Origin of the sequence: Fulvimonas soli (genome assembly GCF_003148905.1) — a bacterium.
Classification (GTDB): Bacteria; Pseudomonadota; Gammaproteobacteria; order Xanthomonadales; family Rhodanobacteraceae; genus Fulvimonas; species Fulvimonas soli.
On record NZ_QGHC01000001.1, the window covers coordinates 129,868 to 156,032 of the forward strand.

The window sequence follows — 26,165 nt, forward strand, 5'->3', positions numbered from 1 at the left end:
CGCGGGACGGCGGCGGTTCAGATCTCCTCGCCGTTGCCCGGCTCGAGCAGCCGCTCGGACCCGAAGTGGCAGGCGAAGGTGGAGCCCCGGCCGGGCGCGCTGTCGATGGTCAGCCGCGCCTGGTGCAGGTTCAGCACGTGCTTGACGATGGACAGGCCCAGCCCGGTGCCGCCGCTCTCGCGCGAGCGGCTGGAGGAGACGCGGTAGAAGCGCTCGGTGAGCCGCGCCAGGTGCGCGGCGGGGATGCCGTAGCCGGTGTCGGCGACCGAGTAGACCGCGCCGCCCGGCTCGCGCCGCCAGCGGATCGAGATCTCGCCGCCGGTCGGGGTGTAGCGCACGGCGTTGCTGACCAGGTTGGACAGCGCGCTGTGCAGCTCCTTGGGCGAGCCGAGCAGGTCGGCCGCGGCGGTGGACTCCACGCTGATGCGGTGGCGGCCCTGGCTGAGCGCCTCGGCCTCCTTGCGCAGCGTGGCCAGCAGCGGCGCCATCGGCACGCGCTCCTCGGTGATCCGCTCCTGCGTCTCCAGCCGCGACAGCGTGAGCAGGTCCTCGACGATCTGGCCCATGCGCTTGGACTGGGTGCGCATCTCGCCGAGCACGGGCGCCAGCTCGGGCACGTCCTCGGGGTCGAGCAGCTCCAGGTAGCCGTGGATCACGGTGAGCGGCGTGCGCAGCTCGTGCGAGACGTTGGCGACGAAGTCGCGGCGCACCTGTTCCAGCCGCGCCAGGTCGCTGATGTCGCGCGCGATCAGCAGGCGCTGGCCGCGGCCGAAGGCGAGCAGGGTGGCGTTGAGATGGCCGTCCGGGCGGCCCGGCGCGGGGATGTCGTTGAGCGGCTCGCGCGCGCCGTCCTGCAGCCAGGCGGCCAGCGCGGTGCCCAGCAGCCGCTCGTGCAGGCGCACGCCGCGGTCCTGCGGGCGGCGCAGCCCGAGCAGGCGCTCGGCGGCGTGGTTGAACCAGCGCACGCGCTGGTCGTCGTCCATCAGGACCACGGCGTCCGGCAGGCTGCCGGCGGCGCTGCGCAGGTCGCGCAGACTGGAGGCGAGGCGGCGGGAGCGCGTCATGAAACGGTCATGCTGCAAGGGTGAGGGGGCTTGGCCGGGCATGATGGAGCGGGCCGGATGACCGTTTCGGGACAGCAGCGCGACAACTTCCGCCACGGCGACGACCGCCACGCCCAGCGCGGCATGGCCCAGCCACGCGCCGGCGAGTCCGCCGGCGGCCAGCGCGGCGGCGAGGGCGAGCGGGAGTTTCCAGCGGGCGGGGGGCGGCGTCATCGGGCGGTCGGCGGCGGGCGATCCAGCATCGGCAATCGCGGGGCGTCCGGCAAGCGCGGGCGGGGCTGGGCGATCCTCGAAGATTCGGGATCGCGGCTGGAGGCCGCTCCCACAAGCTTGCGGCAGCCCTGCGGGAGCGGCCTCCGGCCGCGACAGCCAGGCATCGCATCCCGTCCCGGACCGTTCCCCGGCGCGCTCAGGGACTGGCCGAGAAGCGGTAGCCCGAGCCGCGCACGGTCTGCACCATGCCGTCCAGCTGCCACGGCTCCAGCGTCTTGCGCAGGCGGCGGATGTGCACGTCCACCGTGCGCTCCTCCACGTACACGCTGCCGCCCCACACGTGGTCGAGCAGCTGCGCGCGGGTGTAGACGCGCTCGGGGTGGGTCATGAAGAAGTACAGCAGGCGGTACTCGGTGGGGCCGATCGGCACCGACTCGTCGCCGGCGAACACGCGGTGCGCCGGGCCGTCGATGCGCAGGCCGCCGATCTCCACCACGCCGGAGCCGTCGTCGCCCTGGCTGCGCCGCAGCACCGCCTTGATCCGCGCGATCAGCTCGCGGGTGGAGAACGGCTTGACCACGTAGTCGTCCACGCCGGCCTCCAGGCCGTTGACGCGATCCATCTCCTCGCCGCGCGCGGTGAGCATGATGATCGGGATCTCCCGGCTCAGCTCCTCCTTGCGCAGGCGCCGCGCCAGTTCCAGGCCGCTCATGCCGGGCAGCATCCAGTCGAGCAGGATCAGGTCCGGCACCTGCTCGGCGATGGCCATCTGCGCGGCGCGCGCGTCGGCCGCCTGCGCGGCCTCCATGCCGGCCTTGCGCAGGGCGAAGGCGACCATGTCGCGGATCGAGGCTTCGTCTTCGACGATCAGGATGCGCTTGTGCACGCGGGTGTCTGCCGTGGCTTGTGACGCGATTATTGCAGCGGCCCAATGTTACGCGGCGATGACATGCGCGGCCGCGCCGGCGCCGGTCAGCCGCCGCCCGCGCTAAAGCACAGCCGGCCCGTGCAGCCCTGCGCGGGAGACGACTGCAATTGCTGCGGATGGTCGGGGTTGTCCTCGGTCTGGATCTTGCGCTTGCGCAGCTCCATCACCAGCGGGGTGAGCTGCGCGATGCGGCCCTGGATGCGCGCGCGCGCGTAGTAGTCCAGGTCGTCGCGCCTGAGCAGGCGCCTGAGCTGTTCCAGCGCGTCGAACGGGCGGCCGGAGAGGTAGCTGGCGTCCGCATACGCCTCGCCCGCGCGCACGCCGTCGCCGGCCTTCTCGCTGGCGCGGGCGTAGGTGCGGTAGATGTCCGGCTCGTCGCTGTCGTCGAGCAGCGGGCGCAGCAGGTTGGCGGCGGCGGCGGCCTCGTCCTTGCCGCCGCCCTCGCTGAGCGCCTTGGCGTAGGCCAGCGCCACCGCGCGGTTGCGCGGCGAGCGGGCGCTGAGGTCGCGGTAGATGGCCAGGGCGTCGGCGCGCCGGCCGGCCTGCAGCTCCGCCTCGGCCTGGGCCAGCTGCAGGACCTGGTTGCCGGGATGGGCCGCCAGCAGCGGCTGCAGCTGGGCCAGCGCCAGCGCGCCGCGGTCGCTGCGCGCCAGCGCCAGCGCGTAGCCGTAGCGGTTGGCCGGCGTGTCGAACTCCGGGTGCTTGGCCAGGCTGGAGCCGTAGTAGGTAGCCAGCTTGGCCGCGTCGCCGGACAGCACGCGCACGCGCTCGCGCATCAGCGCATAGGTGTCCAGGCCGCCCGCGCCGCCGGGGCGCGGCTGCAGCGCGGTCGGGTCCTTCAGGTAGGCCATCGGCGCGGTGGCCTTCTCCCACTGCTCGCGGGTCAGGGTGGAGCCGGCGGGGCGCAGCTTCTGCTGCGCGGCGAGCACGTCGGCGCGCGCCCTGGCGTCGCTGATGCGCGCGGGGAACACCGGGTGGTCCTGCAGCAGCGCCGGCACGTCGCCGCCGGCGCCGGCGCGCAGGGTGTCCTGCATGTGCTCGAAGAACGAGGCCATCGCGTGCGGGTCGAAGCCGGCGTTGGCCAGGGTCTGGATGCCGACCCGGTCCGCCTCGGTCTCGTCCTTGCGGGTGAAGTTGATCTCGCGCTGTGCCAGCAGCCCCTGGCCGCCCATCAGCACCGCCGCCGGCGCGTCGCCGGAATGCGAGCCGGCGCCCGCGGCGATCGCGCCCAGCAGCACCAGCGCCAGCAGCGGCGCGTTCTTCCTGGAGTCCTCGAAGGCGCGCTGCAGGTGGTTCTGGTTGATGTGGCCGATCTCGTGCGCGATCACGCCGGCCAGCTCGCTCTCGTTGCGGGTGAGCACGATCAGGCCGGAGTTCACCGCGATGTAGCCGCCCGGCGCGGCGAAGGCGTTGATCACGTCGTCCTTGACGATGAAGAACGAGAAATGGTCCTTCGGCTTCTCGCTGCCGGCCACCAGCCGGTAGCCGAGGTCGTTGATGTAGTCGTCCAGCAGCGGGTCGTCCAGCACCATGTCCAGCGCGCGCATCTGGCGCAGCATGGCGGCGCCGTAGTCCTGCGCGTCCTGCGGCGAGATCAGCGCGTCGGCCGAGCTGCCCAGGTCGGGCAGGCGCACGCCGTCCTGCGCGGCGGCGCCGGCGGCGGACACGAGGGCGGCGGCGAGCAGCAGCGGCCGCAGGAACGGAGCGGGGCGTCGTTTAGCCATGGCCATAGGCGGTTGACGATACCACTGGGACCGCGCCGCGCGCCGCCGGTTCAGCGCCGCTTGCATCCGCTCCGCCTAGCCCCCACATTGCGCGGCTGCAACCGCTTCCCGGAGGCGCTCCATGCCCAAGATCGAGATCTTTTCCACCGCCGTCTGCCCCTACTGCGTGGCCGCCAAGAACCTGCTCAGGGCCAAGGGGCTGGAGTGGAGCGAGGTGCGCGTGGACAGCGACCCGGCGCAGCGCGAGCTGATGCTGGAGCGCAGCGGCGGCCGCCGCACGGTGCCGCAGATCTTCGTCAACGGCCGGCACGTGGGCGGCTACGACGACCTGGTGGCCGCCGACCGCAGCGGCCGGCTGGCCGAGTTGCTCGGGAGCGCGGCATGAGCGGGGGCGCGGAGAAGGACCGCGTGGCCGAGTTCACCGCGTTCCGCCAGCGCATGAACGAGCGCATCCTGGCCGAGGACAACCAGGTGGTGCGGCGCTTCTTCGCGCTGGACACGCAGACCTACAAGCCGGGCGCGCTGGACGTGAAGACCAAGGAGCTGCTCGGCCTGGTCGCCTCGCTGGTGCTGCGCTGCGACGACTGCATCAGCTACCACGTCGCCCAGTGCAAGGACGCCGGCGTGACGCGCGAGGAGTTCTTCGAGGCGTTCGGCGTGGGGCTGGTGGTGGGCGGCTCCATCGTGATCCCGCACCTGCGCCGCGCGGTGGACTTCCTCGACCGGCTGGAAGGCGGCGCCGTCGCGGCGGAAACCTGCGCCGACCACGCCTGAGGCGATCGGCTCCCGCTCCCCTCCGGGGAGCGGGCCGGGGTGAGGGGCCGGGGCTTGCGGAAGCGCCCGATACGTCCGGCTCCGCCCGTCCCCTCATCCGCCTGCCGGCACCTTCTCCCCGGCGGGGCGAAGGTCTCGGCCATGAATGCCACGGCATGTCCCGGGCCACCACGCCGGCGCCGCTGACGACGGAGGACTCGCCGACCCGTGTACGCCTTGCTTCCTCATCTCTTCCGGGGAGAGGAGGAAAGCGCGGAGCATGCGAGTTCCTGCAACGCTCCGTGCGAGGATTTGCAACGTCCCGACCGGGCCCGCGCCTGTTCGTTGCCGGCCATATCGGCGATAATCGCAAGGTTATCGACCCCTCGCGCCTCCCCCGGCGGCGGTCGACCGGTTCATTCCAAGGAGTTCCCCCATGAGCAAGACCATCGCGGTGATCCCGGGCGACGGCATCGGCCCGGAGATCATGACCGCCACGCTGCGCGTGCTCGACGCGCTGGACTGCGGCCTGGCCTACGACTTCGTCGACGCGGGCATGGTGGCGCTGGAGAAGCACGGCGACCTGCTGCCCCCGGCCACGCTGGACAAGATCGCCGAGCACAAGGTGGCGCTGAAGGGCCCGCTGACCACGCCGATCGGCGGCGGCTTCACCTCGATCAACGTGACGCTGCGCCGGCACTTCGACCTGTACGCCAACGTGCGCCCGGCGATCAGCTTCCCCGGCACCAAGGCGCGCTACGAGAACATCGACATCATCACCGTGCGCGAGAACACCGAGGGCGCGTACCTGTCCGAGGGCCAGACCCTGTCCGAGGACGGCGAGGTGGCCACCTCGATGGTGCGCAACACCCGCAAGGGCAGCGCGCGCATCGTGCGCTACGCCTTCGAGATGGCGGTGAAGAAGGGCCGCAGGAAGGTCACCGCGGTGCACAAGGCCAACATCATCAAGACCGCCTCGGGCCTGTTCCTCAACGTGGCGCGCGAGATCGCCAAGGAATACCCGCAGATCGAGTTCAACGAGATGATCGTGGACAACGCCTGCATGCAGCTGGTGATGAAGCCCGAGCAGTTCGACGTGATCGTCACCACCAACCTGTTCGGCGACATCCTCTCCGACCTGTGCGCCGGCCTGGTCGGCGGCCTGGGCCTGGCGCCGGGCGACAACATCGGCGAGCACGCGGCGATCTTCGAGGCGGTGCACGGCTCGGCGCCGGACATCGCCGGCAAGGGCATCGCCAATCCCTGCGCGCTGCTGCTGGCCGCGGCCGACATGCTCGACCACCTGGGCATGGTGGAGAAGGGCGCGAGGATCCGCCAGGCGATCCGCGACGCGCTGGTCCACGACCGCGACGCGGTGACGCCGGACCTGGGCGGCAAGGGCGGCACGCAGAGCTTCGGCGAGGCGATCGCGCGGCGCGTGCAGGCCTGAGCGCAGGCTCGTTCCGCGAACGGAAGGGCCGCGGCGGCGTCCGCGGCCCTTCCGTTTCGGGGACCGCCGGCGACGGGCTGGGATGCCGGCGGAGCAAGCCTGCATGCCGCCGCCCTTTCCGCGATGCCACTGACGCCCTGGACCTTCGTCTATTTCGCCGCCGCCGTGCAGGCCGCGCTGCTGGGCGTGGCGCTGTGGCGGCGCCCGGCCAACCGCGCGGCCGACCGCCTGCTCGCCGTGTGGGTGGCGCTGGCCGGCGCGGACCTGGCGGTGAAGGCGCTGTACTGGCACCTGCTGTCGCCGGAGTGGTTCCGCGCCTACCGCCTCGTCGCGCTGTTCCCGTTCCTCTACGGCAGCCTGTTCTACCTGTACGTGCGCGCGCTCACCCAGGGGCGCGGGTTGGTCCAGAAGCCGGTGCCGTAGCCGGTGTCCAGCGTCCGCGAACGGCTGTAGGCCGCCCAGCCCCCGGGCAGGATGCGCCGCCCGCCCGCCACGCCGTCGTCCAGGTAGAGCTGGCCGAAGCGGGCGAAGTCGCGCGCGGAGGCGTGCATGAAGCCGGAGCCGAGCAGGGTGCCGGCGGCGTCGGTCTCGATCACCGAGTGGTTCATGCCCAGCGGCGCGAACAGTTCGCGGCGGGCGAAGTCCCCGGCGCCGACGGCGGTGCCGCCGGTGGCGTCGCCGACCAGCTTCGACGGCAGCGCGAAGCCGAGGTTGCTGTAGCCCCACGCGGTGCCCGGCGGATGCGCCAGCGGGATGCGCGCCGCGTAGGCGGCCGAATCGGCCTCGCGGAACCACATGTGGGTGGCGGGGTCCACCGGGCCGTCGGTCTCGTCGAAGGGCAGGCCGCTGTCCATGCGCAGCAGCTGGTCGACGGTGATGGCGTGGTGCGGGTCCGCCGGCGAGGCCCAGGCGGCGAGCGGCGCGGGCTGGTCCGGCCGCAGCCGGCCCTGGCGCACCAGGACGCCGACCAGCGCCTGGGTGACTTGGTGACCGAGTGGCCCCAGATCGGCGTCTGCGGGCCGTAGCCGGGGGCGTAGCGCTCGGCGATCAGCTTGCCGTCGTGCAGCACCACCACCGCCTTGGTCAGGCGCGGATGGGCCGGGTCGGGCTCGGCGAAGGCGAGATCGAGCGCGCGGCGCAGCGCCGGATCGGCGGGCTCGACGACGGCGGTGCCGAAGGCGTCGGGAGTCTCCGTTTCCTTGAAGCCGGCGGCCTCGGGCACCGGGCCGTCGCCGTGCATCACCAGGCAGCCCAGGCCCTCGCGGTACACCGCCCGGGCGGGGAACAGGCCCAGCACGTTGCTGCGCACCTCGTGGCGCGGGCGGTCCACCGCATAGCGCACGGCCCAGCCGATGGCGCCCATCAGCGGCCGCTGTTCCTCGGCATAGACCCGGTCGGGATCGACTTTCGAGACGAAGGCCGCCGCGTACAGCGAGCGGCTCACCGAGCCGGTGGCGATATGCAGCGCCTCGCGGTTCAGCAGCACGACGCCGGCCGCGGCGGCGTGCAGCGAGGCGGCCAGCACGGCGACGGGACGGCGCCAGCCGATGGACGATGGATGCGACATGGACCCTCCTGGGGTGCGGACGAGGCGGCCAGGATGGGCGGCCGGGCCCGCCGGGTCGTCCGATCCGGCGGATTCGTACGGCCGTACCGTGACTTCGGACGGCCGGCGGCGGCCGGGGCGCCCCGCCGCAAAAAGGCGCCTCCCCCTGCAGGCCGGGGGAAGCGCCGCCGTCATCGCCCGAACATGCCGGGCCGGTAGCCGCCGGCCTCGGTGCGGGCGGCGATGTTGAGGCGGTTCCAGCCGTTGATCAGGGTCACCAGCAGGGTGAGCTGGACCAGCTCCTCCTCGCTGAACTGCGCGCGGACCTCCTCGTGCAGCGCGTCCGGCACGGCGTCGTGCCCGCCCAGGCGGGTGAGCGCCTCGGCCCAGGCCAGCGCGGCGCGTTCGCGCGGGCTGTAGAGCGCGGTCTCGCGCCAGGCCGGCAGCAGATACAGGCGCTGCTCGGTCTCGCCGGCGGCGCGCGCGTCCTTGCTGTGCATGTCCAGGCAGAAGGCGCAGCCGTTGATCTGCGAGACGCGCATGTCCACCAGCTCGCGCAGCGCCGGCTCCAGGCTGCCGGCGCGGATGCTCTTGCCCAGCGCGAACAGCGGCTGCAGGGCGGCGAAGTGTTGCTGGAAATCGAAGCGGGACATGGGAACTCCTCGGGGGAAGGCGCGGCCGGGATTGGCCGCGTCCGGCGCAAGGACGTTCCAGCCGCCGGCTTCGTGACCGCGGGGCGCCGGGTTCGGCGGCGCCTGCGCCGGTGCAGCCGGGCCAGGCGCGCGCACTTCGCGCAGTCGGGATGGCGATAGAGACGGATCGTGGCCATGGGGTCCTCGTGCGACAGGGTTGGCCGGGGTGGCCAACTCAGTGCAGGGACGCGGGCCTTTCCGCGCGCGTGGCCGCGAGCAGGCGCTCCAGCTTGGCCGGGTTGCGCAGGGCATGGACCGCGACGATGCGCTCGCCGTCGCATTCCAGCCACATCGCCGTGGTCAGCGCGTCGCCCATCCAGGTGAGCAGGGCGGGCATGCCGTTGAGCATGACGATGGAGTGGCGCGGACGGTAGGGGCGGAGGTTGCGGGCGATCTGCAGGTACAGCCGCGCCAGCCGCTCGGCGCCGTGCAGCGGGCGCAGCGTGGCGGTGGCCTGGCCGCCGCCGTCGGCGATGTGCACCGCGTCCTCGGCGAACAGCGCACGCAGGCACTCCAGGCTGGGCCGCTCCATCGCGGCGACCAGTCGTTCCAGCAGCCGCCGCTGCGCGGCGGCGCCGACGCGGAAGCGCGGCCGCCCCTCGCGCAGCCGCGCCTTGGCGCGGTGCACGCGCTGGCGGCAGGCGTCCTCGGCGATGCCCAGCATCGCGGCGGCCTCGGCGTGGCTGTAGTCGAACACCTCGTGCAGCAGGAAGGCGGCGCGTTCCTCCGGGCTCAGCCGTTCCAGCAGCGCAAGGAAGGACAGGGTGAGCGTCTCGTCGCGCTCCAGCGCGGCGTCGGGGTGCTCGGACTCGGCCACCAGCGGCTCGGGCAGCCACGGGCCGGGGTAGTGCTCGCGCTCGGTCCTGGCGCGGCGCAGGCGGTCCAGCGCCAGGCGCGTGGTCACGGTGACCAGCCAGGCCTCCGGGTCGTCCAGCGCGGCGGCGTCCTGCGCGTGCCAGCGCAGCCAGGCGTCGTGCAGCACGTCCTCGGCGTCGGCGGGCGTGCCGAGCATGCGGTAGGCCAGCCCGAACAGGCGCGAGCGGTGCTGCTGGAACAGGGCGGTCTGCGGGTCCATGGGATGCTCCTGCGGGAGGGATGCAGCCAGGACGCGCGGGGCGCGCGGAACGTGACCGGCCGGTCAGCGCACCAGCGGCCAGGGCGCCAGGAACACCAGCCAGATCAGCAGCACGATGCCGGCGTACTTGACCGCGCGGAACAGCCTCGGGTGCTTCTTCTTGAACGCGCGGTTGCGCTCGCGGTTGCGCTGGTTGAGCGCGAACAGGCGGTTGACGAAGCCGGTCCGCTCCTCCGGCGACTCGGTGTTCGGCGAGGCGGTGATCTTGCCCATGAAGGCGCCCACGCGCTTGTTGACCGCGCGCATCAGGCGCGAGCGCAGCGGGCGCTCCACGTCGGCGAACAGGATCACCCGGGTCTGGTCGGTCTTGTTCTCCACCCAGTGCACGTAGGTCTCGTCGAACACCACGTCCTTGCCGTCGCCCCAGGCGTGCTCCTCGCCGTCGACGAAGATGCGGCAGTCGCGCGAGTTGGGCGTGATCAGGCCCAGGTGGTAGCGCAGCGAGCCGGCGAACGGGTCGCGGTGCGGGTTGAGCTTGGAGTGCGGCGCCAGCGTGGCGAACATCGCCGCCTTGATGCTGGGGATGGAGTTGAGCAGCGCCACCGTCCTCGGGCACAGCGCCTCGGCCGAGGCCAGCGGCTCGCCGTACCACTTCAGGTAGAAGCGCTTCCAGCCCTGCTTGAAGAAGCTGTTGAAGCTGGCGTCGTTGTGCTTCTCGGCGGCGCGGATGCGACCCTCGTCGAGCAGCGCCAGCGCCTCCTCGCGGATGGCCTGCCAGTTCTGCTGCAGCAGGTCCAGTTGCGGGAAGCCGCGGCGGTCCAGGATCGGCTTCGCCGGCACCGCCGAGAAGGCGTACATCAGCAGGTTGTACGGGGCGAAGATCGCCGAGTGGTCCACCAGCTGGCGGTCGAAGCGCAGCCGCGCGCGCCCGCGCAGGTGCACCAGCAGCACGCACAGCGCGAAGGCGAGCAGGATGCAGAGGACGACGAGGCGGGGACCGAAGATGCTCATGGTGTTCCGGACGGTTCGGCGGGCGCGGGCGGACGGGCGCGCGGGACGCGCCTAGGATAGCGCCGCGGCGCCGCGGGAGGGTGCGGCTCAGTGCCCCAGCACGTGCACGCGGCCGCCGCCCGGACGGTAGCCGCGGCCCAGCGCGCGGCGCACGTAGGCGGTCGCGCGGCGCACCGCCGAGCGCGGCGCGCGGCCCCTGGCCAGCTCGGCGGCCACCGCCGAGGCCAGCGTGCAGCCGGTGCCGTGGAACTCCTGCGGCAGGCGCGGGTGGCGCAGTTCCAGCCGGCCGCGCCCGTCGTAGTAGCGGTCCACCACCTCGCGGCCGCCGGCGTGGCCGCCCTTGAGCAGCACCGCGCGCGCCCCCAGCGCCAGCAGCGCCTCGCCTGTGCGGTCGAAGTCGGCCGGCCTGCGGATCGGCCGGCCCAGCAGCGCCTCGGCCTCGGGCAGGTTGGGGGTGAGCACGTCGGCCAGCGGGATCAGCTCCTCCACCAGCACGGCGACCGCGTCGGCGTCGAGCAGGCGCGCGCCGCTGGTGGCGATCATCACCGGGTCCACCACCAGCCAGGCCGGCTTGCGCGCGGCCATCTCGCGCGCGACCAGCCGCGTGATCGCGGCGCTGCCGAGCATGCCGGTCTTGACCGCCGCGACCGGGAAGTCGTCGAACACCGCGGCGATCTGGCTGCGGATGTGCTTCAGCGGCACCGGATGCACCGCGGTCACGCCGCGGGTGTTCTGCGAGGTGATCGCCGCGACCGCCGACAGCCCGTGCACGCCCAGCGCCTGGAAGGTCTTGAGGTCGGCCTGGATGCCCGCGCCGCCGCCGGAGTCGGAGCCGGCGATGGTGAGGGCGATGGGAGGGGGAATGCGGGGCATCGGATCTGCGTGGAAGGGTGTTGGGTGAACCGAACGTGCTCGCCACCGGATGCCCGCCTGCGCCGGCATGACGTCTCCGATCACTTTGGGCCGGTTCCGGTCCCGGCCGCCTACAGCGCCTCCGACGCGAAATCCGCCAGCCGCGAGCGCTCGCCCCGGCGCAGGGTGATGTGCGCCGAGTGCGTCCAGCCCTTGAAGCGGTCCACCGCGTAGGTGAGGCCGGAGGTGGTCTCGGTGAGGTAGGGCGTGTCGATCTGCTCCACGTTGCCCAGGCAGACGATCTTGGTGCCGGGGCCGGCGCGGGTGATCAGGGTCTTCATCTGCTTGGAGGTGAGGTTCTGCGCCTCGTCGATGATCAGGTAGCGGTTGAGGAAGGTGCGCCCGCGCATGAAGTTGAGCGAGCGGATCTTGATGCGCGAGGCGAGCAGGTCGTTGGTGGCCTGGCGGCCCCAGGCGCCGCCCTCCTCGGGATTGGCGAGCACCTCCAGGTTGTCGGTGAGCGCGCCCATCCACGGCGTCATCTTCTCCTCCTCGGTGCCGGGCAGGAAGCCGATGTCCTCGCCCACCGAGACGGTGGCGCGGGTCATGATGATCTCGCGGTAGCGCTGCTGGTCCATCACCTGCGCCAGGCCCGCGGCCAGCGCCAGCAGGGTCTTGCCGGTGCCGGCGGTGCCGAGCAGGGTGACGAAGTCCACCTCCGGGTCCATCAGCACGTTGAGCGCGAAGTTCTGCTCGCGGTTGCGCGCGGCGATGCCCCACACGCTGTGGTTGGCGTGGCTGTGGTCGTCCAGCAGCGCCAGCGTGGCCTGCGCGCCGTCGGCCTGCAGCACGCGCAGCTCCACGCTGTTCTCGCCGGGCAGGTACAGGCACTGGTTGGGATACCACTCCTCGTCCGCGCGCGGCGCGAGCCTGTAGAAGGTGCGGCCGCGCTCGTTCCACGACTCCACCTCCGGGTGGCGCTCCCAGAAGTCCTCCGGCAGCTCGGCCGAGCCGGTGTAGAGCAGGGCGAAGTCGTCCAGCGCGCGGTCGTTCTCGTAGTCCTCCGCGTGGATGCCGTAGATCTTCGCCTTGATGCGCAGGTTGATGTCCTTGCTGACCAGCACCACCGCGCGGTCGGGGTTCTGGTCGCGCAGCTCGATCACCGCCGAGAGGATCTGGTTGTCGGCCTTGCCGTGGCCGTTGGTGGTGCGCTGCTGGAAGTACAGCCGGCCCACCCCGTCGCCGCGGCGCAGGTTGAGCCCCTCGGGGCTGGCCAGCTCCAGGCCGTTGCTGATGCCGTGCCCGTTGCCGCGCTCGATCAGCTCGTTGAGGAAGCGGCTGACCTGGCGGCCGTTGCGCGAGACTTCCGAGCCGCCTTTCTTCTTCTCGTCCAGCTCCTCCAGCACCGTCATCGGGATGAAGATGTCGTGCTCCTCGAAGCGGAACAGCGACGTCGGGTCGTGCAGCAGCACGTTCGTGTCGAGCGCGTAGATGCGCTTGCTTCCGGTCATGCGGAAGGGGCCTCGCTGGTTGGGAACGGACGGGAAGGCGCGCGCACGCCGCGCGCGCCGGCGGAGCCGCGCCGCGCGGCCGCTGCGGTGGACCGGACGGCGCGGCGGATCACTGGGCGGGGATGGCGTCGAGCACGGCCTGCGCGTGGCCGGGCACCTTCACGTTGCGCCACTCCCGCGCGAGCCGGCCCTGCGGGTCGATCAGGAAGGTGCTGCGCACCACGCCGAGGTGGCGCTTGCCGTAGAGCACCTTCTCGTGGATCACGTCGAAGGCCTTGCACCAGGCCTCGTCGGTGTCGGCGACCAGCGGGAACGGCAGTTCCTGCCTGGCGGCGAAGCTGGCGTGGGAGCGGGCCGAGTCGCGCGAGACGCCGACGATCTCGGCGCCGCGCCGGCGGAACTGCGGATAGAGGTCGCGGAAGTCGCGCGCCTCACTGGTGCAGCCGGGCGTGGAGTCCTTGGGATAGAAGTACACCACGATCCAGTGGCCTTTCAGGTCGTCGAGCTTGAGGGTGCCGCCGTCGCCGGTGGTGCCTGCGAGCTTGGGCGGCTTCTTGCCGATTTCAGGCATGCGTTCTCCGGAGGCCGGGCGGCCTCGTCTGCGGTTGCGAGGGGAGGGAGGAGGCGTGCGCGGCGCGGCGGCGCGGTCGCGGCGGGGCGTGCGGGCTTGGGTCCGGACTCGGCATGGCCTCGATCCCGTGGAGTCGGGCAGAGCCTAGCGCGGCGGCGGGCCGCTCGAACAGCCTTGCCAGCCGCCGCGCATCGCGCGATGCTCAGAATTTCACCGGGTCCATGATGGCGTCCAGGTTCAGGCCGTCGCACAGTTCCAGGAAGTCGTCGCGCAGCGCGGCCAGGTGCAACTCCGCTGGGATGCCGATGGTGATCTGCGCCTGGAACATCTCCGCCCCGGTCTGCAGCGCCTGGTAGCGCATCGAGGAAAGCTGCTCCACGCGGATGTCGTGGTGGCTGAAGAACTCCACGATCTTGACCAGGATGCCGGGGCGGTCGGCCGCCACCACCTCCACCAGGTACGGCAGCAGGTGGCCGCTGGGCTCGCGCGGGCCGGTGCGGTAGTGCTGCAGGTGCAGCTCCGGGTCGCGGCCGAGCTTGGCGAGCGCGGTCTCCAGCTTGGCCACCGCGTCCCAGGAGCCGCTCGCCAGCAGCATCAGCGAGGCGTCGTTGCCGATCGTCGAGACGCGCGCGTCGGCCAGGTTGCAGCCCGCGTCGGCGATGCGCTTGGCCAGGCCCAGCAGCGGGGCCCGCGAGGCCGGGGTCAGCGTATGGATCAGCAACTGGTGGTCGTTGCCGGCACGCGAAGGGGGACGGTTCAAGGGAAGCCTGCCTGCTGTATGCGGATGCTTGCGGCGCCAGGGCGGGCCGCGAAGGGCTCCGGCCAGCTTACTTGCCCGTCGCGCGAGGCCGCAAGTAACATCCGGAGTTCGGATTTCGGCGGAATCTTGCCTTGGACATTCGCGGAAGCATCTGCGCGCTGGCCACCCCGTTCACGGCGGACGGCGCGCTCGACCTGGAGGCTTTCGGCCGGCTGGTCGACCACCAGCTCGCCGGCGGCACGCAGGCGGTGGTCGTGGCCGGTTCCACCGGCGAGGCGCACATGCTCGAACACGACGAGTACGAGCGCCTGCTCGCCTTCGCGCTGGAGCGCGTGGCCGGGCGCGTGCCGGTGATCGCCGGCACCGGCGAGGCCGGCACCGCCAAGACCGTCGCGCTGACCCGCCGCGCCAGGGCGCTGGGCGCCGACGCCGCGCTGGTGGTGGCGCCGTACTACGTGCGGCCGACCCAGGAGGGCCTGCGCCGGCACTTCCTCGAGGTGGCCGAGCGCGGCGGCCTGCCGGTGATCCTCTACAACGTGCCCGCGCGCACCGCCTGCGACCTGCTGCCGGAGACCACGGCGGCGCTGCGCGAGCACCCGGCCATCGTCGGCATCAAGGAGGCGCGCGCCGACGCCGAGCGCATCCGCGCCACCGCGGAACTTGCGCGCCCGGATTTCGTCTATCTGTCCGGCGACGACGGCACCGCCGGGCAGGCCATGCTGGCCGGCGCGGCGGGCACCGTCTCGGTGGTGGCCAACCTCGTGCCGCAGGCGTTCCGCGCGCTGTGCGACGCGGCCACCGCCGGCGACGCCGCCGGCACGGCGCGCCGCCACGCCGCGCTCGAACCGCTGGTGCAGGCGCTCAACTGCGCGCCGAATCCGATCGCGGTGAAGGCGGGCCTGCCGCTGCTGGGGCTGGGCACGGCGACCCCGCGCCTGCCGCTGGTGGCGCTGGAGGACCCGGCGGCGCTGGCGCGGCTGCGCGAGGCGCTGGCGACTCTGGCATCCTTGGCGCGGGCCGCATAGCCGCCATCCTTCGTTCCTGCACACGCACGATCCACTCACGGAATCCGCTTACATGAAGAAAACCTCGCTCGTCGTCGCCCTGCCGGCCCTGGCCATCGCGGGCCTGCTGCTCTCGGGCTGCGGCATGTTCCGCTCGACGAAGGCTTGGGAAACCGCCAAGCAGGAGTCGCCGCTGGAAATCCCGCCGGGCCTCGACACGCCGTCCGCCAGCGAGGCGCTGGTGATCCCGCCGCCGGGCGCCAACCAGCCGACCGCCAACGGCGCCACCTCGCGCTTCGGCGCGAACGGCGGCACCATCACCGACGGCTTCGTGCTGAACGACACGGTGGACAACGCCTACCGCCGCGTCGGCGAGGCGCTGGAAGGCGGCACGCTCGGCCAGGTGCTGTCGCACGACGATGCCGCCCACAGCTACGTCCTGAGCGTGACCGCCTCGCCGGTGCCGCGCGAGAGGCCGGGTTTCTTCGGCCGCATGTTCGGCCACAAGAGCGAGGACGCCGGCGACGCGCCCGACGCCAAGCCGCACCAGGTGCAGCTCACCGTCAGCAGCAGCGGCAGCAGCGCCAGCGAGGTCCGCGCGCAGGGCAACGTCGGCGCGGTGGCGCGCCTGATCGACGGCCTGCGCGGCCGCCTGGGCGTCGGCTACAAGTAGGGCGCTTCGCCATGCGCATGCGAAAAAGCCGCCCGGTGGGCGGCTTTTTTTTCATGAGAGGCGAGGTACGGCTTGCGTGCGGGAGAAAGGCCGTCCCGGCCCGATGCCTTGTCGCTGTCGCGGCCGGAGACCGCTCCCACACGATTTGCGGGATCGCGGGAGGCCGCCTCAGCGCTGCAGGTATTCGAGCTTGTTGGGCTGGCCTTCCCAGTCCTTGGCGTCGGGCAGGGCGTCCTTGCGCTCGGTGATCACCGGCCAGGCCTTGGCCAGCTCGGCGTTGAGCGCGACGAAGTTCTCCTGGCCGGCCGGCACGTCGTCTTCCGGGTAGATCGCGTTGATCGGGCACTCCGGCTCGCACAGGGTGCAGTCGATGCACTCGTCCGGATCGATCACCAGGAAGTTGGGGCCTTCATGGAAGGCGTCGACCGGGCACACCTCGACGCAGTCGGTGTACTTGCACTTGATGCAGTTGTCGGTGACGACGAAGGTCATTGGAACGTGTCTTCTCGGTAACGCCGCCTAGTATGACCGCAACCGGGCTTTGGTGAGAAGTGGAACGCGCGCTCCGCGCACCGGCATGCAGTCGCGTCGCGCTTTTCCGGTGGCGCTGTTCGCGGGCGGTTTCGTGCAGGCATCAGCTGCGCGCGACCATCAGCCACGCGGCCGTCGGCATGCGCATACGCATACGCGATACGAGGCAAGCACCCGGCCACCCGGAAACAGAAAAAAACAAGGATCCCGGCCCACCCGGCCCGGAGTATGCTTTTCTTGAAAAGTGCGGCCATGGATGGCCGCTTCTGGCGCCAGGGCGAAGCGTAGCGTGCAAAAACTGCTACCCGCTCGAGCTTGCCGCGATCACGGACGATCGCAAAGGCGACCTCCATGGATGGCCGCTTCTGGCGCCAGGGCGAAGCGCAGCATGCAAAAACTGCTACCGGCCCCGAGCTTGCCGCGATCACGGACGATCGCAAAAAGAAATGGCGCTCCCTACGAGGTTCGAACTCGTGTTCCCGCCTTGAGAGGGCGGTGTCCTGGGCCACTAGACGAAGGGAGCGTTGTCCGGCGAGGCGCGCTAGTATAGCGGAATTGTTTCGCCCGGCAATGCCCGGGAGCGAAGCTTCCCGCTTCGCGTTCCGGCATGGCGACGGCCCGCACGGGCACGGCGCCGCGCCGTGCGGTGGACCACGGCCAAGGGCGCGGCGCGCCCGTGAAGGATTCCGGACGCTTGAACCAGGAAGCCAGTACAGAGGCGAAACCCGTGTTGCGCATCATCCCGCGCGAGCAGCACGTCATCTCCCGCAAGAACATCAGCAAGGCCGCGCTGCGCGTGCTCTACCGCCTGCACGAGGCCGGCTACGACGCCTTCCTGGTCGGCGGCGCGGTGCGCGACCTGCTGCTGGGCGGGCATCCCAAGGACTTCGACGTCGCCACCAACGCGACGCCGGAGGAGGTGAAGAAGCTGTTCCGCAACTGCCGGCTGATCGGCCGGCGCTTCCGCCTCGCGCACGTGGTCTACGGCGACGAGATCGTCGAGGTGGCCACCTTCCGCGGCACCGGCGAGGAAGGCGGCGAGGGCGACGGCGACCGCCACATCGTGGACGGGCGCATCGTGCGCGACAACGTGTGGGGCACCATCGAGGAGGACGCGCTGCGCCGCGACTTCCGCGTCAACGCGATGTACTACGACATCGGCGACTTCTCCGTGCGCGACTACGTCGGCGGCATGCAGGACGTCGAGAACAAGGTGCTGCACCTGATCGGCGACCCGGCCACGCGCTACCGCGAGGACCCGGTGCGCATGCTGCGCGCGGTGCGGCTGGCGGCCAAGCTCGGCTTCCGCATCGACGCGAAGGCGGCCGCGCCGTTCGAGGAGCTGGGGCCGCTGCTGGCCGAGGCCTCGCCGGCGCGGCTGTTCGACGAGTCGCTGAAGATGTTCCTGGCCGGCCACGGCCTGGAGAGCTTCCGCCTGCTGGAGCAGACCGGGCTGCTCGGGTTCATGTTTCCCGCCGTGGCGCGCGCGCTCAAGCGCGGCGACGAGGCGCTGCGCGCCCTGATCGAGCAGGGGCTGTCCAACACCGACGCGCGCGTGGCCGAGGGCAAGTCGGTCACGCCGGCGTTCCTGTTCGCGGTGCTGCTGTGGGGCGAGGTGCGCGACCTGGCGCACGCCTGGATGGCCAAGGGCCTGGACGGCAACGAGGCGTGGGCGCGCGCCGCCGCGCACGTGGTGGGCGAGCAGTGCCAGCGCGTGGCGATCCCGCGCCGCTTCACCCTCACCATGGAGGAGATCTGGTCGCTGCAGCCGCGCTTCGAGCAGATCCAGCGCAAGAAGGTGTTCCGCCTGATGGCGCACCCGCGCTTCCGCGCCGCCTTCGACTTCCTGCTGCTGCGCGCCGCCGAGTCGCCCGCGGTGCGCGAGCTGGGCCGGTGGTGGGAGCACGCCCAGCAGCTGCCGCACGAGGTGCTGGCGGCGGCGCTGCCGGCCAGCGGCGGCCACGCGGGGGAACCCGCCGCGGCGGCGGCAGGCCCGGGCGCCGCGCGCAAGCGGCGGCGCCGCCGCCGTCCCGGCGGCAAGCCTTCCGCATGACGCTGGCCTACGTCGCGCTGGGCGGCAACCTGGGCGAGCCGCGCCGCCAGCTGGAGGACGCGCTGGCGGCGCTGGCGCGGCTGCCGTCCACGCGGCTGCTCGCGCGCTCGCGCTTCTACCGCACGCCGCCGTGGGGCGTGACCGCGCAGCCGCCGTTCCTCAACGCCGCCGCGGAACTCGACACCGCGCTGTCGCCGCACGCGCTGCTCGACGCCCTGCTAGACATCGAGCGCCGGGCCGGCCGCACGCGCGACGGCGGGCGCTGGGGGCCACGCACGCTGGACCTGGACCTCCTGCACATGGACGGCGTGGCGATGCACGACGGGCGCCTGACCCTGCCGCATCCGCGCATCGCCGGCCGCGCCTTCGTGCTGCTGCCGCTGGCCGAGCTGGCGCCGCGGCTGGAGCTGCCGGGGCAGGGACGGGTGGACGCGCTGCTGGCCGCCGCCGACGCCGCCGGCTGCGAGCCGCTGCTTGAGCCGGCGCATCCGGGGGCCGGATAATCGGCCTTCGCATCATCGAGGAAACGCCGTGTACGTGGACAACGCCAGCGCTCCCGCCCGCAAGCCGGTCACCGTGCCGGGGCTGCGCGCGATGAAGGCCGAAGGGCGCAGGATCGTGATGCTCACCGCCTACGACGCCAGCTTCGCCGCGCAGCTGGAGGCGGCCGGCGTGGACGTGGCGCTGGTCGGCGATTCGCTCGGCATGGTGGTGCAGGGACACAGGAGCACGCTGCCGGTGACGCTGGACCAGATGGTCTACCACACCGCCGCGGTGGCGCGTGGCCTGTCCGCCACGCTGCTGGTGGCCGACCTGCCGTTCATGGCCGATCGCGGCGTGTCCCATGCGCTGGAGGCCGGCGCGCGGCTGCTCGGCGAGGGCGGCGCGGCGATGGTGAAGATCGAGGGCGCCGCGGCGCACGTCCTGCAGGCGATCGAGGCGCTCGCCGCGCGCGCGGTGCCGGTGTGCGCGCACCTGGGTCTCACCCCGCAGTCGGTGCACAAGTTCGGCGGCTTCCGCATCCAGGGCCGCGCGCAGGACGCCGCGGACCGCGTGGTGGAGCAGGCGCTGGCGGTGCAGGCCGCGGGCGCCGACCTGCTGGTGCTGGAAGGCGTGCCCACCGCGCTGGGCGAGCGCGTCACCCGCGCGGTGGAGATCCCGGTGGTCGGCATCGGCGCGGGACCGCACTGCGACGGCCAGGTGCTGGTCTGCTACGACATGCTGGGCATCACGCCGGGCAAGCGGCCCAAGTTCAGCAAGGATTTCCTCGCCGGGCGCGGCTCCGTCGCCGCGGCGATCGCCGCCTACGCCGACGAGGTGCGCAGCGGCGCGTTCCCGGCCCCCGAACACGGCTTCAACTAGACGAGCGATTCCATGCAGACAGTGCAAGACGCCGCGGGGCTGCGCGCGGCGATCCGCGGGTGGCGCGCGCAGGGCCAGACGGTGAGCCTGGTGCCCACCATGGGCAACCTGCACGCCGGCCACTACTCGCTGATCCGGCTGGCGCGCGCGCGCGCCGAGCGCGTGGTGGCCAGCGTGTTCGTCAACCCCACCCAGTTCGGGCCGAACGAGGACTTCGAGCGCTACCCGCGCACGCTGGCGCAGGACCAGGCCGGGCTGGCCGAGCACGGCTGCGACCTGCTGTTCGCGCCGGACGTGGCGACGATGTACCCGTACGGCCCGCAGCACGGCGTCAGCATCCACGTGCCGCAGATCACCGACGTGCTGGAGGGCGCGCACCGCCCGGGCCACTTCGACGGCGTGGCCACGGTGGTGTGCAAGCTGTTCAACCTGGTGCAGCCGGACATCGCGGTGTTCGGCCAGAAGGACTACCAGCAGCTGAAGGTGATCGAGCGCATGGTGCGCGACCTGGCGCTGCCGGTGAAGGTGCTCGCCGCGCCGACCCAGCGCGCCGACGACGGCCTGGCGCTGAGCTCGCGCAACCAGTACCTCTCCGCGGAGGAGCGCGCCCTGGCGCCGGCGATCCACGAGACGCTGCAGCAGATGCGCGAGCTGGTGGCGAACAAGGGCCACGCCTGGCGGGTGGTGGAGCAGGCGGCCTTCTCCAAGCTGGAGCGCGCGGGCTTCGTGCCCGACTACGCGGCCATCCGCCGCGCCGAGGACCTGTCCGAGCCCGGCCCGGACGAGCGCGCGGGCCTGGTGGCGCTGATCGCCGCGCGGCTGGGCGGCACCCGGCTGATCGACAACTTGCCGTTCGACTGAACCGCCCCCATCTGCCTTCCAGGGCCGCGTTGTTGCGGCGCAATGCCGCGCGGTCCGATAATGACGGGCTAGGCAGGCCGTCCCTGCGGGAAGTGGAAGTCATGCACCTGAACATGCTCAAGGCGAAGATCCATCGCGCCACCGTCACCCAGGCGGAGCTGCACTACGAGGGCTCGATCGCCATCGACGGCCTGCTGCTGGACGCCGCGGGCATCCGCGAGTACGAGCAGATCCACGCCTGGGACATCAACAACGGCCAGCGCTTCGTCACCTACGCGCTGCGCGCCGAGGAAGGCTCCGGGATCGTCTCGGTGAACGGCAGCGCCGCGCGCAGCGTGCAGGTGGGCGACCTGGTCATCGTCGCCGCCTTCGCGCAGCTCGACGAGGCGGAGCTGGCCAAGTTCCAGCCCACCCTGGTGTACGTGGACGCGGCCAACCGCATCACCCACACCAACCGCTCCATCCCCAAGCAGATGGCCGCGGCCTGAGGCGTCCGCGCCGCCGCCGCGCCGGTTGGATTCCGCCGGCGCTGCGATAAGATCGGGCATTCGACCGCCGACCGCCGGGTGCCCATGACCGCCGATCCCCGTTCCCTGTTCGCCGACCACGCGCAGCGCCTGGCCGGCACCACGCTGCGCGAACTGCTCGCGGACCCGTCGCGCAACGCGCGCCTGCGCCAGCGCCTCGGGCCGATCCTGCTCGACCTCGGCCGGCAGAAGCTGGACCTGGCGGCGCTCGACGCGCTGGGCGCCCACGTCGAGGCCGGGGACTGGCAGCGCGCGCGCGACGCGATGTTCGCCGGCGCGCCGATCAACGCCTCCGAGCAGCGCGCGGTGCTGCACACGGCACTGCGCGCCGAGGGTTCGAGCCTGCCCTCGCCGGCGCCGGCCGAGGTGCTCCACGAGATCGGCGAGGTGCTGGCGCGGATGGAGGAGCTGGCGAACGCGCTCGGTCAGGGCGAGGGCGGCCGGCTCGGGCTCGCCGACGGCATCACCGACGTGGTCAACATCGGCATCGGCGGCTCCGACCTCGGGCCGCGGCTGGCGGTGCGCGCGCTGACCCCGTTCCACGCCGGCCGGCTGCGCAGCCACTTCCTCACCAACGTGGACGGGCAGGCCGCGTACGAGCTGATGCGCGCGCTCGACCCGAAGCGCACGCTGGTGGTGATGGTTTCCAAGACCTTCACCACCCAGGAAACCCTGCTCAACGGCAACGTGCTGCGCGAATGGGTCGCCGCGGCCTACGCGGGCGACGAGCGCCAGGCGGTGGCGCGCCACTTCGTGGCGGTCAGCGCGAACGTCGGCGCGGCCGCCGCCTGGGGCATCCCGGCCGCGCACGTCTACCCGATGTGGGACTTCGTCGGCGGCCGCTTCTCGCTGTGGTCGGCGGTGGGGCTGTCGCTGGCGCTGGCCGTCGGCATGGACCACTTCCGCGCCATGCTCGCCGGCGCGGCGCAGGTGGACGACCACTTCCGCACCGCGCCGTGGCAGCGCAACCTGCCGGTGCTGCTGGCGCTGGTCGAGTTCTGGAACCGCAACGTGCAGGGCCGCGCCAGCCGCGCGGTGGTGCCCTACGCCGACCTGCTTTCCGACCTGACCGCCTACCTGCAGCAGCTGGAGATGGAGAGCCTGGGCAAGCGGGTCACGCCGCAGGGCGAGCCGGTGGCGCAGGCCACCGTGCCGGTGGTGTGGGGCAGCGTGGGCACCAACGCGCAGCACGCCTACTTCCAGGCGCTGCACCAGGGCACCGACGTGGTGCCGCTGGAGTTCATCGGCGTGGCGCGGCCGGCGCATCCGCTCAGGGCCAACCACGACGCGCTGCTGTCCAACCTGCTGGCGCAGGCGGCGGCGCTGGCGCTGGGCAAGACCTTCGAGGAGGCGCTGGCCGAGTCCGGCGGCGACCCCGTGCTGGCCGCGCAGCGCACCTTCCCCGGCGACCGGCCGAGCACGGTGATCCTGCTCGACGCGCTCACGCCGGCGAGCTTCGGCGCGCTGGTCGCGCTGTACGAGCACAAGGTGTTCATGCTCGGCCACCTGTGGGGCATCAACGCCTTCGACCAGTGGGGCGTGGAGCTGGGCAAGTCGATCGCGCGGCAGATCCTGCCGGCGCTGGCCGACGGCGACGCGGCGGCGCTGGACCCGGCCACCCGCGCGCTGGTGGCGGAGATCCGCGAGCGGCGCGAAGTGGCGGGCTGAGCGGGCGCTTCCCGATCCGGACGCGCGCACTTCGCGGTGCGCCACCCATTTCCCTCACCGTCATTCCGGCGAAAGCCGGAATCCAGTCTCAATCATGTTGTGCGAAGCACTCGAAACAGGTGTTGCCGCGCTTCGCGGGACGCACTCGACTGGATTCCGGCTTCCGCCGGAATGACAGGCAAGGGCGGCGCCGTGCCCGAACCGGAACGACTCAGCCGCCCTGCCGCGCCAGCGCCCACGCCACGTGCTCGCGCACGACTGCCGAGGGATGCCCGCTGCGCGCCCGCAGCGCCGCGCGCACCGCGTCCGAGCGCGGCGCGTTGCCCAGTGCCACCGCGATGTTGCGCAGCCAGCCCTCGTAGCCGGCGCGGCGGATCGCCATGCCCTCGGTGCGCCGGAGGAACTCCTCCTCGCTCCAGCCGAACAGCTCCACCAGCTTCGCCCCGTCCAGGCGGTGCCGCGGCGCGAAGTCCGGCTCGGCGGCTTCCTGCGCGAACTTGTTCCACGGGCAGACCAGCTGGCAGTCGTCGCAGCCGAAGATGCGGTTGCCGATCGGCGCGCGCAGTTCCTCCGGGATCGAGCCCTTCAGTTCGATGGTGAGGTAGGAGATGCAGCGCCGCGCGTCCAGCCGGTAGGGCGCGACGATCGCCCGCGTGGGGCAGACGTCGAGGCAGCGCCGGCAGCTGCCGCAGTGCGCCGTCGCCGGTTCGTCCACCGGCAGCGGCAGGTCGGTGTACAGCTCGCCGAGGAAGAAGTACGAGCCGGCGCGGCGGTTGATCAGCACGGTGTGCTTGCCGATCCAGCCCAGCCCGGCGTTGCGCGCCAGCGCCTTCTCCAGCACCGGCGCGGAATCGACGTAGGCGCGGAAGCCGAACTCGCCGACCGCCGCGCGGATGCGCTCGGCCAGCTTCTGCAGGCGGTGGCGCATCAGCTTGTGGTAGTCGCGGCCCAGTGCATAGCGCGCCACGTAGCCGGCCTCGGCGTCGCCCAGCACCTCCCAGGCGTTGCGCGTGCCCGGCGGCACGTAGTCCATGCGCACCGAGATCACCCGCCGCGTGCCCGGCTCCAGCTCCGCCGGCCGGCTGCGCTTGCGGCCGTGGCGGGCCATGTACGCCATCTCGCCGTGCAGGCCGTCGCCGAGCCAGCGCTCCAGGTGGCGCTCGTCCTCGCCCAGGTCGACGCCGCTGATGCCGGCCTCGGCGAAGCCGAGCTCGCGCGCCCAGCGCTTGATGTCGCGGGCGAGGGCGGCGTAGTCGGGGGCGGCGATGGTCATGCGCGCATTGTAGATGCCGCCGGCGCATGCGCCGTCCCTATAATCGGCCGATGACCGCGAACACGCAGGGACTGGCCCTCCACACCGTCGAGCAGGCGCGCGCGCTGGACCGGCGCGCCATCGACGGGCTCGGCATCGCCGGCTTCGAGCTGATGCGCCGCGCCGCGGCGGCGGCGCTGGCCGCGCTGCGCCGGCGCTGGCCGCAGGCGCAGCGGCTCCTGGTCTGCTGCGGCCCCGGCAACAACGGCGGCGACGGCTACCTGCTCGCCGCGCTGGCGCGCGAGGACGGCCTGCGCGTCGAGGTGGTGGAGCTGTCCGCCGCGGCGCGCGGCGACGCCGCGCTGGCGCGCGAGGCGTGCGTGCGCGCCGGCGTGGCGCCGCGCCAATGGGAGGACGACGGGACGCTGCCCCACGCCGACGTGGTGGTGGACGCGCTCTACGGCACCGGCCTGCGCCGCGCGCCGGAAGGCGCGGCGGCGGCGCTGGTCGCGCGGATCAACGCGGCGGGCGCGCCGGTGCTCGCGGTCGACGTGCCCTCCGGCGTCGACGCCGACACCGGCCGGGTGCCCGGCGCCGCGGTGCGCGCGGACGTCACGGTGACCTTCATCGTCGCCAAGCGCGGCCTGTACACCGGCGGCGCGCCCGCGCACACCGGCGTGGTCGAGCTCGACGCGCTCGGGCTGCCGGCCGCGCTGTTCCGGGACGCGCCGCCCGACGCGCGGCTGCTGGCCGCGCAGGCGCTGCCGCCGCGCGCGCGCGACGCGCACAAGGGCGACAACGGCCACGTGCTGGCGATCGGCGGCGACCGCGGCACCGCCGGCGCGATCCGCCTGTGCGGCGAGGCGGCGCTGCGCGCCGGCGCCGGCCTGGTCAGCGTGGCGACGCAGGCCGAGCACATCGCCGCGCTGAACGCCGCGCGCCCGGAGCTGATGGCGCACGCGGTGAACGGCCCGCAGGCGCTGCAGCCGCTGCTCGCGCGCGCCGGCGTGCTGGCGCTGGGGCCGGGCCTGGGGCAGGGCGCCTGGGGCCACGCGCTGTGGCTGGCCGCGCTGGACAGCGGCAAGCCGCTGGTGCTCGACGCCGACGGCCTCAACCTGCTGGCGCGCGATCCGCGCCGCTTCGCGCAGCCGGCCGTGCTGACCCCGCATCCGGGCGAGGCCGCGCGCCTGCTCGGCGCGACCGTGGCGCAGGTGCAGGCCGACCGCTTCGCCGCCGCGCGCGCGCTGGCCGCGCGCTACGGCGCGGTGGCGGTGCTGAAGGGCGCGGGCAGCCTGGTCGCCGAGCCGGATGGACGTCTGGACGTCTGTCCGTGGGGCAACCCCGGCATGGCCTCCGGCGGCATGGGCGACCTGCTCACCGGCATCGTCGCCGCCCTGCTGGCGCAGGGCTGCTCCGCACCGGAGGCGGCGCGCCTGGGCGTGGGGCTGCACGCGCGCGCCGGCGACCTGGCCGTGCGCGGCGAGGGCGAGCGCGGCCTGCTGGCCAGCGACCTGCTGGCGCCGCTGCGCCGCCTGCTCAACGGGATCGCGGCATGAGCGCGCGGCAGGTCGAACTGCCCGACGAGCAGGCCACCGGGGCGCTGGCGCAGGCGCTGGCCGCGGCGCTGGACGGCGGCCTGGTGATCCTGCTGCACGGCGAGCTGGGCGCGGGCAAGACCAGTTTCGCCCGCGCGCTGCTGCGCGCGCTGGGCGTGGGCGAGCGGATCAAGAGCCCGACCTACAGCCTGGTCGAGTCCTACCGCCTGCCGGGCGGCACGGCCTGGCACCTGGACCTCTACCGCATCGCCGACCCGGCCGAGCTGGAATGGCTGGGCCTGGACGCGCTGGCCGACCCGTCCGCGCTGGTGCTGGTGGAATGGCCCGAGCGCGGCGAGGGTGCGCTGCCGCCGCCGGACCTGCGCATCCGCCTGGACTACGCCGGCGGCGGCCGCCGCGCCGAGCTCGAGGCCGCCAGCCCGCGCGGCGCGCGGCTGCTGGAGCGGCTGGGCTGAGGGCGCCCTCGCGGCCGCCGCGCCGCGCGGCCGAACGTAAGTGACGGCTCCGTATGGAAAAAATGCGGCCGGT

General features: G+C 72.8%; 27 protein-coding genes and 1 tRNA gene. 14 read left to right on the forward strand and 14 right to left on the reverse strand.

All coding sequences use genetic code 11. The annotated features are described in order from the left end of the window. Positions 1-17 precede the first annotated feature (17 nt). The 3 genes from phoR to C7456_RS00575 form a co-directional block, all read right to left on the reverse strand. Positions 18-1,277, reverse strand: a complete 1,260-nt coding sequence (phoR, locus tag C7456_RS00565; protein WP_109721832.1) for a phosphate regulon sensor histidine kinase PhoR — start codon at positions 1,275-1,277, stop codon at positions 18-20. A gap of 196 nt (positions 1,278-1,473) precedes the next feature. Then, complete coding sequence (phoB, locus tag C7456_RS00570; protein ID WP_109721833.1) at positions 1,474-2,163, reverse strand: phosphate regulon transcriptional regulator PhoB; 690 nt, start codon at positions 2,161-2,163, stop codon at positions 1,474-1,476. 86 nt (positions 2,164-2,249) lie between these two features. Next, positions 2,250-3,935 carry a M48 family metalloprotease gene (locus C7456_RS00575; RefSeq protein WP_109721834.1) on the reverse strand — a complete coding sequence of 562 codons (1,686 nt, stop codon included), beginning with the start codon at positions 3,933-3,935 and terminating at the stop codon, positions 2,250-2,252. Positions 3,936-4,050: 115 nt separating this feature from the next. Here C7456_RS00575 and grxC point away from each other — a divergent pair, with 115 nt between their 5' ends. From grxC to C7456_RS00595, 4 genes are all read left to right on the forward strand, one after another. Further along, a complete protein-coding gene (gene grxC, locus C7456_RS00580; RefSeq protein WP_109721835.1) occupies positions 4,051-4,314 on the forward strand; it encodes a glutaredoxin 3 in 264 nt (87 codons plus the stop codon). After that, the gene (locus C7456_RS00585; protein WP_109721836.1) at positions 4,311-4,703 is read left to right on the forward strand and encodes a carboxymuconolactone decarboxylase family protein; all 393 of its coding nucleotides are present in this window, start codon (positions 4,311-4,313) and stop codon (positions 4,701-4,703) included. The genes grxC and C7456_RS00585 overlap by 4 nt, the downstream gene beginning before the upstream one ends. Before the next feature lie 415 nt (positions 4,704-5,118). Next, positions 5,119-6,132: an isocitrate dehydrogenase gene (locus C7456_RS00590; RefSeq protein WP_109721837.1), complete on the forward strand. Its 1,014-nt coding sequence runs from the start codon at positions 5,119-5,121 to the stop codon at positions 6,130-6,132. A 123-nt stretch (positions 6,133-6,255) separates the two neighbouring features. Further along, on the forward strand, positions 6,256-6,555 hold the full coding sequence (locus C7456_RS00595; protein ID WP_245889728.1) for a hypothetical protein: 300 nt from the start codon (positions 6,256-6,258) through the stop codon (positions 6,553-6,555). Here C7456_RS00595 and C7456_RS17410 read toward each other — a convergent pair. The 8 genes from C7456_RS17410 to C7456_RS00635 all read right to left on the reverse strand — a co-directional run bounded on the left by C7456_RS17410 (position 6,495) and on the right by C7456_RS00635 (position 14,150). Further along, the gene (locus C7456_RS17410; protein ID WP_245889729.1) at positions 6,495-7,088 is read right to left on the reverse strand and encodes a serine hydrolase domain-containing protein; all 594 of its coding nucleotides are present in this window, start codon (positions 7,086-7,088) and stop codon (positions 6,495-6,497) included. The two genes, C7456_RS00595 and C7456_RS17410, sit on opposite strands and share 61 nt — an antisense overlap. A 781-nt stretch (positions 7,089-7,869) precedes the next feature. Beyond that, positions 7,870-8,331, reverse strand: a complete 462-nt coding sequence (locus tag C7456_RS00605) for a carboxymuconolactone decarboxylase family protein (protein WP_109721838.1) — start codon at positions 8,329-8,331, stop codon at positions 7,870-7,872. A 214-nt stretch (positions 8,332-8,545) separates the two neighbouring features. Then, entirely contained in the window at positions 8,546-9,445 is a 900-nt protein-coding gene (gene sigJ / locus C7456_RS00610; RefSeq protein ID WP_109721839.1) for an RNA polymerase sigma factor SigJ, read from the reverse strand. A gap of 63 nt (positions 9,446-9,508) precedes the next feature. Then, complete coding sequence (locus C7456_RS00615) at positions 9,509-10,456, reverse strand: aspartyl/asparaginyl beta-hydroxylase domain-containing protein (RefSeq protein WP_109721840.1); 948 nt, start codon at positions 10,454-10,456, stop codon at positions 9,509-9,511. A gap of 87 nt (positions 10,457-10,543) precedes the next feature. Further along, positions 10,544-11,329, reverse strand: coding sequence for a bifunctional hydroxymethylpyrimidine kinase/phosphomethylpyrimidine kinase (gene thiD / locus C7456_RS00620; RefSeq protein WP_109721841.1), 786 nt, complete (start codon positions 11,327-11,329; stop codon positions 10,544-10,546). Positions 11,330-11,439: 110 nt separating this feature from the next. Beyond that, complete coding sequence (locus C7456_RS00625) at positions 11,440-12,819, reverse strand: PhoH family protein (protein ID WP_109721842.1); 1,380 nt, start codon at positions 12,817-12,819, stop codon at positions 11,440-11,442. Positions 12,820-12,928: 109 nt separating this feature from the next. Further along, the gene (locus C7456_RS00630; RefSeq protein WP_109721843.1) at positions 12,929-13,390 is read right to left on the reverse strand and encodes a peroxiredoxin; all 462 of its coding nucleotides are present in this window, start codon (positions 13,388-13,390) and stop codon (positions 12,929-12,931) included. 202 nt (positions 13,391-13,592) lie between these two features. Next, the gene (locus C7456_RS00635; protein ID WP_425454608.1) at positions 13,593-14,150 is read right to left on the reverse strand and encodes a glycine cleavage system transcriptional repressor; all 558 of its coding nucleotides are present in this window, start codon (positions 14,148-14,150) and stop codon (positions 13,593-13,595) included. A 131-nt stretch (positions 14,151-14,281) separates the two neighbouring features. Here C7456_RS00635 and dapA point away from each other — a divergent pair, with 131 nt between their 5' ends. Together dapA and C7456_RS00645 are read left to right on the forward strand one after the other, a co-directional pair. Further along, positions 14,282-15,175, forward strand: a complete 894-nt coding sequence (gene dapA, locus C7456_RS00640) for a 4-hydroxy-tetrahydrodipicolinate synthase (RefSeq protein WP_109721845.1) — start codon at positions 14,282-14,284, stop codon at positions 15,173-15,175. Between the two features lie 52 nt (positions 15,176-15,227). After that, complete coding sequence (locus C7456_RS00645; RefSeq protein ID WP_109721846.1) at positions 15,228-15,827, forward strand: hypothetical protein; 600 nt, start codon at positions 15,228-15,230, stop codon at positions 15,825-15,827. Positions 15,828-15,995: 168 nt separating this feature from the next. Here the strand turns inward: C7456_RS00645 and fdxA are convergent, their stop codons facing one another. Together fdxA and C7456_RS00655 are read right to left on the reverse strand one after the other, a co-directional pair. Beyond that, positions 15,996-16,319 carry a ferredoxin FdxA gene (gene fdxA / locus C7456_RS00650; RefSeq protein WP_109721847.1) on the reverse strand — a complete coding sequence of 108 codons (324 nt, stop codon included), beginning with the start codon at positions 16,317-16,319 and terminating at the stop codon, positions 15,996-15,998. Positions 16,320-16,805: 486 nt separating this feature from the next. Continuing rightward, positions 16,806-16,881 (reverse strand) — tRNA-Glu (locus C7456_RS00655). Between the two features lie 171 nt (positions 16,882-17,052). On the opposite strand from C7456_RS00655, the gene pcnB reads away from it, so the two are divergent. From pcnB to pgi, 6 genes are all read left to right on the forward strand, one after another. Further along, the gene (gene pcnB / locus C7456_RS00660) at positions 17,053-18,411 is read left to right on the forward strand and encodes a polynucleotide adenylyltransferase PcnB (RefSeq protein WP_109722105.1); all 1,359 of its coding nucleotides are present in this window, start codon (positions 17,053-17,055) and stop codon (positions 18,409-18,411) included. Further along, the gene (gene folK, locus C7456_RS00665) at positions 18,408-18,914 is read left to right on the forward strand and encodes a 2-amino-4-hydroxy-6-hydroxymethyldihydropteridine diphosphokinase (protein ID WP_109721848.1); all 507 of its coding nucleotides are present in this window, start codon (positions 18,408-18,410) and stop codon (positions 18,912-18,914) included. The genes pcnB and folK overlap by 4 nt, the downstream gene beginning before the upstream one ends. A gap of 28 nt (positions 18,915-18,942) precedes the next feature. Then, positions 18,943-19,773: a 3-methyl-2-oxobutanoate hydroxymethyltransferase gene (gene panB / locus C7456_RS00670; RefSeq protein WP_109721849.1), complete on the forward strand. Its 831-nt coding sequence runs from the start codon at positions 18,943-18,945 to the stop codon at positions 19,771-19,773. Positions 19,774-19,785: 12 nt separating this feature from the next. Continuing rightward, positions 19,786-20,634 carry a pantoate--beta-alanine ligase gene (gene panC, locus C7456_RS00675; RefSeq protein WP_109721850.1) on the forward strand — a complete coding sequence of 283 codons (849 nt, stop codon included), beginning with the start codon at positions 19,786-19,788 and terminating at the stop codon, positions 20,632-20,634. A gap of 101 nt (positions 20,635-20,735) precedes the next feature. Next, positions 20,736-21,122, forward strand: a complete 387-nt coding sequence (gene panD, locus C7456_RS00680; protein ID WP_109721851.1) for an aspartate 1-decarboxylase — start codon at positions 20,736-20,738, stop codon at positions 21,120-21,122. Positions 21,123-21,206: 84 nt separating this feature from the next. After that, on the forward strand, positions 21,207-22,829 hold the full coding sequence (gene pgi / locus C7456_RS00685) for a glucose-6-phosphate isomerase (protein WP_109721852.1): 1,623 nt from the start codon (positions 21,207-21,209) through the stop codon (positions 22,827-22,829). Positions 22,830-23,040: 211 nt separating this feature from the next. On the opposite strand, the gene queG is transcribed toward pgi, so the two are convergent. Then, a complete protein-coding gene (gene queG, locus C7456_RS00690; RefSeq protein WP_109721853.1) occupies positions 23,041-24,102 on the reverse strand; it encodes a tRNA epoxyqueuosine(34) reductase QueG in 1,062 nt (353 codons plus the stop codon). Positions 24,103-24,152: 50 nt separating this feature from the next. Between queG and C7456_RS00695 the strand changes: the two genes are divergently transcribed. Together C7456_RS00695 and tsaE are read left to right on the forward strand one after the other, a co-directional pair. After that, entirely contained in the window at positions 24,153-25,637 is a 1,485-nt protein-coding gene (locus tag C7456_RS00695) for an NAD(P)H-hydrate dehydratase (protein WP_109721854.1), read from the forward strand. Then, positions 25,634-26,092 (forward strand): tRNA (adenosine(37)-N6)-threonylcarbamoyltransferase complex ATPase subunit type 1 TsaE, encoded by a 459-nt coding sequence (gene tsaE / locus C7456_RS00700; protein ID WP_109721855.1) that lies wholly within the window; start codon positions 25,634-25,636, stop codon positions 26,090-26,092. The genes C7456_RS00695 and tsaE overlap by 4 nt, the downstream gene beginning before the upstream one ends. Positions 26,093-26,165 lie beyond the last annotated feature (73 nt).

What these genes read in the sequence shown, in the direction of transcription:
- phoR (WP_109721832.1), bottom strand. Translation starts at nt 1,277, where the DNA reads ATGACGCCGCCCCCCGCCCGCTGGAAACTCCCGCTCGCCCTCGCCGCC.
- C7456_RS00575 (WP_109721834.1), bottom strand. Translation starts at nt 3,935, where the DNA reads ATGGCCATGGCTAAACGACGCCCCGCTCCGTTCCTGCGGCCGCTGCTG.
- grxC (WP_109721835.1), top strand. Translation starts at nt 4,051, where the DNA reads ATGCCCAAGATCGAGATCTTTTCCACCGCCGTCTGCCCCTACTGCGTG.
- C7456_RS00585 (WP_109721836.1), top strand. Translation starts at nt 4,311, where the DNA reads ATGAGCGGGGGCGCGGAGAAGGACCGCGTGGCCGAGTTCACCGCGTTC.
- C7456_RS00590 (WP_109721837.1), top strand. Translation starts at nt 5,119, where the DNA reads ATGAGCAAGACCATCGCGGTGATCCCGGGCGACGGCATCGGCCCGGAG.
- C7456_RS00595 (WP_245889728.1), top strand. Translation starts at nt 6,256, where the DNA reads ATGCCACTGACGCCCTGGACCTTCGTCTATTTCGCCGCCGCCGTGCAG.
- C7456_RS00605 (WP_109721838.1), bottom strand. Translation starts at nt 8,331, where the DNA reads ATGTCCCGCTTCGATTTCCAGCAACACTTCGCCGCCCTGCAGCCGCTG.
- sigJ (WP_109721839.1), bottom strand. Translation starts at nt 9,445, where the DNA reads ATGGACCCGCAGACCGCCCTGTTCCAGCAGCACCGCTCGCGCCTGTTC.
- C7456_RS00615 (WP_109721840.1), bottom strand. Translation starts at nt 10,456, where the DNA reads ATGAGCATCTTCGGTCCCCGCCTCGTCGTCCTCTGCATCCTGCTCGCC.
- thiD (WP_109721841.1), bottom strand. Translation starts at nt 11,329, where the DNA reads ATGCCCCGCATTCCCCCTCCCATCGCCCTCACCATCGCCGGCTCCGAC.
- C7456_RS00625 (WP_109721842.1), bottom strand. Translation starts at nt 12,819, where the DNA reads ATGACCGGAAGCAAGCGCATCTACGCGCTCGACACGAACGTGCTGCTG.
- C7456_RS00630 (WP_109721843.1), bottom strand. Translation starts at nt 13,390, where the DNA reads ATGCCTGAAATCGGCAAGAAGCCGCCCAAGCTCGCAGGCACCACCGGC.
- C7456_RS00645 (WP_109721846.1), top strand. Translation starts at nt 15,228, where the DNA reads ATGAAGAAAACCTCGCTCGTCGTCGCCCTGCCGGCCCTGGCCATCGCG.
- fdxA (WP_109721847.1), bottom strand. Translation starts at nt 16,319, where the DNA reads ATGACCTTCGTCGTCACCGACAACTGCATCAAGTGCAAGTACACCGAC.
- folK (WP_109721848.1), top strand. Translation starts at nt 18,408, where the DNA reads ATGACGCTGGCCTACGTCGCGCTGGGCGGCAACCTGGGCGAGCCGCGC.
- panC (WP_109721850.1), top strand. Translation starts at nt 19,786, where the DNA reads ATGCAGACAGTGCAAGACGCCGCGGGGCTGCGCGCGGCGATCCGCGGG.
- panD (WP_109721851.1), top strand. Translation starts at nt 20,736, where the DNA reads ATGCACCTGAACATGCTCAAGGCGAAGATCCATCGCGCCACCGTCACC.
- pgi (WP_109721852.1), top strand. Translation starts at nt 21,207, where the DNA reads ATGACCGCCGATCCCCGTTCCCTGTTCGCCGACCACGCGCAGCGCCTG.
- queG (WP_109721853.1), bottom strand. Translation starts at nt 24,102, where the DNA reads ATGACCATCGCCGCCCCCGACTACGCCGCCCTCGCCCGCGACATCAAG.
- C7456_RS00695 (WP_109721854.1), top strand. Translation starts at nt 24,153, where the DNA reads ATGACCGCGAACACGCAGGGACTGGCCCTCCACACCGTCGAGCAGGCG.
- tsaE (WP_109721855.1), top strand. Translation starts at nt 25,634, where the DNA reads ATGAGCGCGCGGCAGGTCGAACTGCCCGACGAGCAGGCCACCGGGGCG.